Source organism: Streptomyces sp., from assembly GCF_035563135.1.
Classification (GTDB): domain Bacteria; phylum Actinomycetota; class Actinomycetes; order Streptomycetales; family Streptomycetaceae; genus Streptomyces.
In genome coordinates this window covers 1-7,410 of record NZ_DATMVN010000036.1, presented here as the reverse complement: position 1 = coordinate 7,410, position 7,410 = coordinate 1, and the positions used below count along the sequence as shown (strand labels likewise).

Genomic DNA, 7,410 nt, shown 5'->3' with positions numbered 1-7,410 from the left:
CCGCCCGCGACGGCCCCGCACGCCCAGGAGACGGACTGACCGCCATCAGAGAATTCCCCCGGCGGCGAGGAGCAGCCGACTACTGCGAGAGCTGCCGACGGCCAACAGTGCGTGCCGCGCCCGGCGCCGGTACCGGCTCGGCGCGTCCGCCCCGCGGACGGCCCGGTTCTGCCCGCGGAACAACCGACCAGCCCTATGAACGACAGGAGCGTCACGACGTGTCGGCCTCACCCGCACCGGCCACAGAGTCTGAGGTTCCTTCCGGGAAGCAGCGGCCGATTCTGCTCGGCATCCTCCTTCGTGCGGCTCAGGCCGGGCGCCACGGCATCGGGCCTGGCCACCTGGGCCCTGCCATTCGTGCTCGGGTCCGCGGTGCTCGGCTGCACGCTTTCGGCCACCGAGTCCGGCCTGGTGCTCGCGGCCCGCACCGCGGGATTTCCCGCAGCGGTGCCCGTCGGGAGTACTGGCCGACCGGTACTCCCGACGGGACGTCGTGCTGTGGGCGGGGCTGGTCACAGGGGCCGCGAGTCCGCTGATCGCCGCCGGACGGGTCCGGCGTATCCCGCAGCGTGAGCCAGTCTGGGCGCGGGCACCTCCGGGCGCGCCACCGGGGCTTCGGTTCAGCACTCAGAGCCTTCGGGCATCCCCCTTCGTCACGGCCACCCCCGGTTCGCAGATCACTTGCCGGAGCCGGAGTACGGCAGCAGTGCCATCTCGCGAGCGTTCTTGATCGCTGCGGCCACCTGTCGCTGCTGCTGGGCGCTGATCCGGGTAACCCGGCGGCTGCGGATCTTGCCCCGGTCGGAGATGAACTTCCGCAGCAGATCGGTGTCCTTGTAGTCGATATAGGTGATCTTCGCCGCGTCGAGCGGGTTCGGGCGGTCCTTGGCGGGCTTACGGGGTTCCTGGCGTCGGGCCATGGGTCTTTCCTTATGGGTGGGTGTGCGGGCGCGCGAGGCGGTCAGTGGACCGGGTCGAGAAGTGCGTCGAAGGCGTGCGGCAGGTCCTTCCACGCCGTGCGGCCTGCTTCGTACTCGCCATCGGTCAGCAGGCAGGAATCGAGCAGGGCGGTCAGCCCGTCCCGGTCGAGGCCGGGGGAGATGAAGACAAGGTGCTGGCAGCAGTCGCCGTGCTCGGGGTGCCAGTCCAGCGCGGCGGCCGCCCGTCGGACCGGTGCAATCATGTCCCAGGCGGCATCCGGCAGGGACGCGAGCCAGGGGCCGTTGTTCTCGACGCAGAGCGCGCCGCCCGCCGCGTCCCAGGACAGGAGAGTGTCGGGGCGGTCGGCGAGCCAGAACCGGCCCCGGCTGCGAGCAGCCGCGCAGCTCAGGTCCTCCAAGGCGTCGTACAGGCGCTCGGGATGGAACGGCCGGTGCCTGCGCCACACGAGAGTGCTGACGCCGGCCTCCTCGGCTTCCTGGGGCAGCAGCGCGCAGGCCGGATGCTGGCCGGCGCCGGCCGCTTCCACGTCGAACCCCGCGAGGGCCAGCCTCGTCAGCGCCTGGGAGCCGGCCGCCGCCTGAGGAGCCGTCGGGTGCAGCTGGCCGATCAACGCCCGGTCCTCGTCGTCCGCCTGGTCGTCGTTGACGAGGGCGACCGCCGACGCGTACTCCAGCTGCCGCGCCCAGGTGTCACCGACGGTGCGCTGATCGGTGGCCGCGGCTGCCAGACCCACCTCGGCGAGATCGTCACCGTTGACGAGGTACGGCAGCACGAGGGCGGGATCGACGGCGGTGATCACACCGGTCACCTCGACAGCGCCCTCACCGTGAGCGGCGACGACCTCTGCCATCGCCCTGGGCTCGACGGAGTCCCACAGCTCGACGACGGCCATCCGGGTCACACCGTCGGCCGCCAGGCGCTCCAGCTCCGGCACCAGGTCCTCGCGCAGGGCGCAGCAGGCACAGTCGTTCACCAAGGGGGCCTCGCCGCTGGAGAGCACCCCGGAGGAGTCACGCACGGTCCGCAACACCGTGCCCTTCTCGGCCGTCGCGAGGTCGTGGTGCAGGGCGACGCTGTGAGGTATCTCCCTCAACAGTCCTTCCACCACCTCGCGGCGTGCGTCCGCGTGCAGGCCGCTGACGAGAACCACGGGCAACTTGTGGTCGCCTGCCATCACCGGCCCTCACTGCGGCCGTAGCGTCGCTCGAAGCGTTCGACGCGTCCTGCGGTGTCCAGGACGCGGGCGGTCCCGGTGTAGAAGGGATGGCTCGCCGAGGAGATCTCCACATCGACGACCGGGTAGCTGTTGCCGTCCTCCCATTCGACGGTCCGGTCGCTGGTCAGGGTGGAGCGGGTCAGGAAGGCGTAGTCGGCGGCCTTGTCGCGGAAGACGACGGGGCGGTAGGTGGGGTGGATTCCGGGCTTCATGGCGGTGTCCTCGTGGTCGGGGCCAGGGGTGTCGAGCGGGGGTGTCGCGGTGTCAGCGCTCTTCGCGGAAGTCGACATGACGACGGACGAGGGGATCGAACTTCCGCAGCACCAGCCGGTCGGGGTTGTTCCGCCGGTTCTTGCGGGTGACGTAGGTGTAACCCGTTCCCGCGGTGGAGCGGAGCTTGATGATCGGACGTACTTCGTTGCGAGCCATGCCGCTACTATATGGCAATGGTTTCCATGTTCAATATGGGACCCACGCGATGAGAGGCAGGTAACTTCATGTCCGCCCACTGCCAACTGACCGGTGCACAGCCGGGCTTCGGCAACAAGATCTCCCACTCGCACCGGCGTACGACGCGCCGGTTCGACCCGAACATCCAGCGCAAGCGCTACTGGCTGCCCGGTGAGGGACGCCATGTGCGCCTGGTGCTGAGCGCCCGGGCGATCAAAGTGATCGACACCATCGGCATCGAGGCGGCGGTCGCCCGGATCCGCGCGCGGGGAGTGAAGATCTGATGGCCAAGCAGAGCAAGATCGCCCGGAACGAGAAGCGCAAGGCGACCGTCGAGCGGTACGCCGCCCGGCGTGCGGAGTTGAAGGAAATCATCCGCAGGCCCGGCACTCCGGAGGCCGAGCGGCTCGCCGCTGTCGGGGAACTGCGCCGCCAGCCGCGCGACGCGAGTGCCACCCGGGTGCGCAACCGGGACAGCGTGGACGGCCGTCCGCGCGGTCACCTGCGGAAGTTCGGGCTGTCCCGGGTCCGGATGCGTGAACAGGCGCACGCCGGATTCCTTCCCGGGGTGACCAAGTCCTCCTGGTGACACCTCGCTCTCGACGTCGGGTGGTGGTGCGGCCGGCGGGCCGCGATGCCGCCCGTCGCCGTCCCCTGGACCCGAGGACTGCCGCGGCCGGTGGGGCGCCGTAGGGGTCGCGGATGCCTCGCAGGACAACACGGGGGGAGGCCGGTGCTGCTCGTCCGGGTCCTCTGCCGGCTCCGCCGATGACTCGTCAAACTAATTGGAAATGATTACCATCTCGGCTAGTGTGAGGTGGTGGATCGCCGCTGCGGCGACCGCCCCGCCGGCGGCGGATGCCGGAGATCCACCGTCGGCGGGGGTGGGCCACCTGGCCGGAAGGAGCGTCAGGCTGTCCATCGGGAGCCCCGGATCTTCTCCGTGGGCCGGTGCCGGGCTCCTCCTCCCCGGCGCCGACCCCCCTTTCGGGGCGGGCCCGTGCGTGAGCCGGCTCCGGAGTGCTGACGTGACCAGCGGCTGCACCTACCCGCACGTAAGGAGACGACGATGGACACCGTCTCGTCGGCTGCCGTCCCCGAGCGGCCCAGGCGTCGCCACGCAGCGGACCGGCGGCCTGAAGTGCTGGCCGCCCTCCGGGACGACGGAGGGTTCCTGAGTGCTCAGGGCCTCCACGCGACGATGAAGCAGCGGGGAATCCGAATCGGCCTCACCACGGTGTACCGGGCACTGTCCGCCGCAGACGCGGAGGGGCGGCTCGAAGCGGTCTACGCGCGCAGCGGGGCCAAGGCGTACCGGTATCTTCCGCCGGTCCACGAGCACCACTTGACGTGCCGTGTCTGCGGAGCCGGCGCTGCGTTCTTCTGCCAGGGGCTGGAGGACTGGGTCGCGCAGCTCGGGCCTCGTCACGGGTTCGAGGACGTGCGGCACGCTGTCGCCGCGACGGGCACCTGCCCCGGTTGTGCGTCGGACGGTGCGGGCTGAGAAGGGGCATGCCTGTCCGGATCGCACAGCCCTTCGAAGAGTCATCGGTCCGCCGTCGCTCCACCTCACTTGAAGGGAACCCACGTGTCCAAGGGGCTGCTCAGTGTTGTCACCGGCAACACCCCGGCCGTACGAGGAGAAGCCGTCGACAGGCTCTTGAGGCTGTCGACGGACGCAGTCGTCCTGGCGGTGTCGGTCCACGGACGGCACGAGGAGCGTCCCTCGGTCCAGCGCTTCCTTTCCGGACGTGATCCTCGTATCGAGTCGATCGCCCCCAAGGCTGCCACCGGAAGCCCGGCCGTGATCCTCCGGCAGGACCTGTTGTCGCTCCGCCGGACCGCAGGGAGCGGCCATGTGATTCTCGCTCTCCCGGAAAACCTCGACATTCTGCCCTTCCTCGTGGAGTTGTGGCGCACCCGAAGCGGTGCGACCTCCCTCGGGGACCACTACGCGGCGGCGCCGGTCCTGGTGGCCGTCGACCCGGTGCCGTTCATGGCCGACATCGGTTGCGTACACCAGGCTGTTCGCCTGTGGAACGGCTGGGGCCGCACGGCTCCGCTCACGCAGGCCGAGGCGGCTGCACGGCAGGTCGAGTCTGCCGACGTGCTCCATGTGCCCGCGGGAGAAGAAGCCGCCGACAACCGGTACGCATCGGGTGTGGCCTCCCTGGCCGAGCAGATCAACGGTGCCGCTCCGCTCCTTGACCCGTCCGCCGACGAGCGACGGATCGTGCATCCGCTGCCGGCCGACTTCGGCGAACAGTGGCTGGCGCGCTTGGATCCCGTGGTGATCCCCGGCTTCCGGAGGGGAACCGCCCACCTCACGCCCGCTGTTCGGTCCGTGCGGTGGCGCGCCCGCCGCCCCGTCCACCCGCAACGTCTGGCTGATGCCCTCACCACTGTCATGAGGGGAGTCGTGCGCAGCCGAGGTCACCTGTGGCTTTCCAGCCGTCCCGATGCCGTGGTCACCTGGCGTTCCGCCGGCGCGCACCTGGAACTGCGGGAGGCGGGCCGGTGGCTGGAGCCGGGAGACGCGCGCGCCTGGCAGGCCGTGACACCGCAGAGGCGCACCCTCGCCTCGTGGTTCTGGCACGACTGTTACGGGGAACGGCGCAACGAGATCGTCTTCACCGGAGTGGACCTCGATGAGCAGGCCATCCGACTGGCCCTCCACGAAGCTTTGCTGACCGGACATGAACTGGCGCAGGGCAGGGATACGTGGGCCGCGGTTCCCGACCCGCTGCTCGGGTGACGGCCCCCTGGTGGAGGGGAGCCCTGGAGGCACGCACAAAATGGGCCCCGACGACCGATGCCGTGGCCGGCGGGGCCCACTCGTACACGGTACGGACCGGACCGGACGATGCCGTGGCTGCGACCACCGTCCGGCCCGGAGATCAGAGGTGAGCTGCCCCGGGTTCCGGGCGCTCGTGCTCGCACGCGTCGTCGATCCCGTACGTGTCCCACTCGGGGAAGGAATCAGTCGCGGGCCGCGCCTCACCCTGGGACATCAGGCATGCGGACAGGGCTTCGTGGAGGAGCTCCGCGCGCAGATCCGTACCGATGAAGACGAGTTCCTGGCCCTGTGTGGTCCCGGCTCCACGTGCGCCGGACGGCTCGAAGCGTGCCACGGAGCCCGCCTGCGACCAGAGGCCGGTCACATTCGGTCGGCTGGAGAGCCAGAAGAAGCCCTTGGAGCGCAGAACCTGTCCGTACCGGCCGCTGTCGAGCCCGTCGGTGACGAACGTCCACAGGCGGTCGGGATGGAAGGGGAGGTCCGAGCGGAAGACCATGCTGGAGATGCCGTACTCCTCGGTCTCCGGCACGTGGTCCCCGTTCAATTCCCGCACCCACCCGGGAGCCTGCTGGGCCCGTTCCAGGTCGAAGAGGCCGGTTCCGAGTACCTCGGACAGTTCCACGCGCCCACGGCTGACGGGCACGATCCGGGCCGCAGGGTTGAGGCGGTTGAGCGCGGCGCTGAGCTGCTCCTGCCCGTGCTCGTCCACGAGGTCCAGCTTGTTGAGCACGATGACGTCGGCGAACTCGATCTGGTCCATGAGCAGGTCGCTGACCGTGCGCTCGTCGTCCTCGTACTGGTCGAGTCCGCGCTCGGCGAGCCCGTCGCCCCCGGTCAGTTCCGGTAGGAAGTTGACCGCGTCGACAACGGTGACCATCGTGTCGAGCCGGGCGAGGTCGCCCAGGGTCGCCCCGTCGTCGCGTGGGAAGGAGAAGGTGGCCGCCACCGGCATCGGTTCCGAGATGCCGCTGGACTCGATCAGGAGGTAGTCGTAGCGCCTTTCACGGGCGAGGCGGTCCACCTCCTCGAGCAAGTCGTCGCGCAGGGTGCAGCAGATGCATCCGTTGGTCATCTCGACCAGGCGTTCCTCGGTGCGTGAGAGCGCCGCCTCACCTCCGCGCACCAGTGCCGCATCGATGTTGATCTCGCTCATGTCGTTGACGATCACCGCGACCCGCAGGCCCTCGCGGTTGCCGAGGACGTGGTTGAGCAGTGTGGTCTTGCCGGCTCCCAGAAATCCGGAGAGCACAGTGACGGGCAGCAGGTCCTGCGCCATGAAGGATCAGCCCTCGGGGTGCAGGAGGCCGCGCTCGTACGCCTTCACCAGTCGCTGCGGCACCTGGTGGACGGAGCCGTCGACCGTGACCGGCACGAGCTGAGGCGTCGTCGCCTTCCACTGGGCGCGGCGGTGACGGGTGTTGCTGCGGGACATCTTCCGCTTGGGGACTGCCATGGGGACCACCATTTCTTGTCGGGCACCAAAGGCTATATGAAAACGATAGTCAATACCAGTTGGCCCGCATGGCGGGATGCCGTCTCTCCGTCCGGTACTCCGCACCTCGTTCATCTCACGCTCCGACCTCGCTGCTTCAGTTGTGCTGCGTACCTGCCGTGGCACGATCGCGAGTCGGTGGGACGCAGCGGCACCTGACCTTCCCGCACCTCGTGGCCTGCGTGGGGCGCCGTTCGGCCGTGGAGGCCGCCCTGCGGCACCGCTGGTGCGGGTGATGCCACTTCCGTCGGCCGGCTGACCGTGCCCACGAAGGAGGGGAGCGCGGCGCAACGGAGCGCCGACGCCCTGGAGGACGAATGGCCGCCGTCCGCTCCCTGGGCGCCATCCCAGTCGTCAGGAGCGGACGAGGCGTCCGTCCCGCATCTCGACCACCCGGTCTGCGAAGTGCCGTACGACCGCGCGGTCGTGGCAGACGAACAGGTAACCGAGGCCCAGCTCGTCCTGGAGGTCGGCGAGCAGGTTCAGCACGCCGGCCCGCACGGAGGCGTCGAG

General features: G+C 69.7%; 10 protein-coding genes and 1 pseudogene. 4 read left to right on the top strand and 7 right to left on the bottom strand.

Annotated elements, in window-relative coordinates:
* Positions 1 to 677: 677 nt before the first annotated feature.
* The 4 genes from rpsR to rpmG are packed head-to-tail and all read right to left on the bottom strand — an operon-like array spanning position 678 to position 2,587.
* On the bottom strand, positions 678 to 920 hold the full coding sequence (gene rpsR, locus VN520_RS01870) for a 30S ribosomal protein S18 (protein WP_325745052.1): 243 nt from the start codon (positions 918 to 920) through the stop codon (positions 678 to 680).
* Between the two features lie 41 nt (positions 921 to 961).
* Complete coding sequence (locus tag VN520_RS01865) at positions 962 to 2,116, bottom strand: CobW family GTP-binding protein (protein ID WP_325745051.1); 1,155 nt, start codon at positions 2,114 to 2,116, stop codon at positions 962 to 964.
* Positions 2,116 to 2,370, bottom strand: a complete 255-nt coding sequence (locus tag VN520_RS01860; protein WP_325745053.1) for a type B 50S ribosomal protein L31 — start codon at positions 2,368 to 2,370, stop codon at positions 2,116 to 2,118. Before VN520_RS01860 ends, VN520_RS01865 begins: the two co-directional genes overlap by 1 nt.
* A 52-nt stretch (positions 2,371 to 2,422) precedes the next feature.
* A complete protein-coding gene (gene rpmG, locus VN520_RS01855; RefSeq protein WP_056795624.1) occupies positions 2,423 to 2,587 on the bottom strand; it encodes a 50S ribosomal protein L33 in 165 nt (54 codons plus the stop codon).
* Between the two features lie 68 nt (positions 2,588 to 2,655).
* On the opposite strand from rpmG, the gene rpmB reads away from it, so the two are divergent.
* From rpmB to VN520_RS01835, 4 genes are all read left to right on the top strand, one after another.
* Complete coding sequence (gene rpmB, locus VN520_RS01850) at positions 2,656 to 2,892, top strand: 50S ribosomal protein L28 (protein ID WP_325745050.1); 237 nt, start codon at positions 2,656 to 2,658, stop codon at positions 2,890 to 2,892.
* Positions 2,892 to 3,197, top strand: coding sequence for a 30S ribosomal protein S14 (rpsN, locus tag VN520_RS01845; protein ID WP_325745049.1), 306 nt, complete (start codon positions 2,892 to 2,894; stop codon positions 3,195 to 3,197). Before rpmB ends, rpsN begins: the two co-directional genes overlap by 1 nt.
* Positions 3,198 to 3,677: 480 nt before the next feature.
* The gene (locus tag VN520_RS01840; RefSeq protein WP_325745048.1) at positions 3,678 to 4,112 is read left to right on the top strand and encodes a transcriptional repressor; all 435 of its coding nucleotides are present in this window, start codon (positions 3,678 to 3,680) and stop codon (positions 4,110 to 4,112) included.
* Between the two features lie 84 nt (positions 4,113 to 4,196).
* Positions 4,197 to 5,363, top strand: coding sequence for a GTP-binding protein (locus VN520_RS01835; RefSeq protein WP_325745047.1), 1,167 nt, complete (start codon positions 4,197 to 4,199; stop codon positions 5,361 to 5,363).
* A gap of 142 nt (positions 5,364 to 5,505) precedes the next feature.
* On the opposite strand, the gene VN520_RS01830 is transcribed toward VN520_RS01835, so the two are convergent.
* The 3 genes and pseudogenes from VN520_RS01830 to VN520_RS01820 all read right to left on the bottom strand — a co-directional run.
* Positions 5,506 to 6,681, bottom strand: coding sequence for a GTP-binding protein (locus tag VN520_RS01830; protein WP_325745046.1), 1,176 nt, complete (start codon positions 6,679 to 6,681; stop codon positions 5,506 to 5,508).
* Between the two features lie 6 nt (positions 6,682 to 6,687).
* Positions 6,688 to 6,858, bottom strand: coding sequence for a 50S ribosomal protein L32 (rpmF, locus tag VN520_RS01825; protein ID WP_325745045.1), 171 nt, complete (start codon positions 6,856 to 6,858; stop codon positions 6,688 to 6,690).
* 393 nt (positions 6,859 to 7,251) lie between these two features.
* A pseudogene (locus VN520_RS01820) lies at positions 7,252 to 7,410 on the bottom strand (ABC transporter ATP-binding protein); the annotation flags it as partial.